Origin of the sequence: Chitinophaga agrisoli, assembly GCF_008386695.1 — a bacterium.
Taxonomy (GTDB): Bacteria; Bacteroidota; Bacteroidia; order Chitinophagales; family Chitinophagaceae; genus Chitinophaga; species Chitinophaga agrisoli.
The window spans coordinates 1-595 of sequence record NZ_VUOC01000022.1; the positions used below are offsets into that span (position 1 = coordinate 1).

At 49.9% G+C, this 595-nt stretch carries 1 protein-coding gene; it reads right to left on the reverse strand.

What is annotated here, in order from left to right; genetic code table 11:
• Window positions 1-76: 76 nt before the first annotated feature.
• On the reverse strand, window positions 77-595 hold a 519-nt coding region (locus F0L74_RS34500), incomplete at its 5' end, for a hypothetical protein (RefSeq protein ID WP_213087167.1).

Here is a 595-nt window from a genome sequence, read left to right on the forward strand (position 1 = left end):
GTGAAGAATATTTATGAATTGTTTTGTATTAATTACTTAAAATTTTAACAATATCAGTTGTCATATTATCTAGTACTCATTGGGGGTTGGGAAGGTCGGGGGCACCGATGATGACGGGTGACACAGGCGTAGGTTCAATAGGAGCCACAATCACGGGCTCAGGAACAACAATGGCGGGATCAGCAATGATTACGGGCGTAACTTCAGGACCATCAACAACGATTACGGGATCAGGTTTGATTTCGCTTTCCTCATCAACAATCACTGGCTCGGGATTTATTTCGACGGGAGAGGGAGTTAATGCTTGGTTTACATTAACAATAATCTGAACTAGGGGAGAAGCCTGGCCGGGGGCGATGGGACCAATGACGACTGGGGAAGGAGGAACGGGGAAGTCGACGATAGCGGGTCCGTTGTCGATTGGCTCGAATTCGTTGATGATTGCAGGTTCGACGTCGATAGGCTCGTGTAGGATGGGAACAGGGCCGCCCAAGCCAGGCGTCACCAGGCCGCGGTTGGCAGGCACGGCGGAAGCCATGGCGAATATGGTAGCGACGGTGATCAGGAATTTCATCTTTGCTTCGCGATTGCTCTT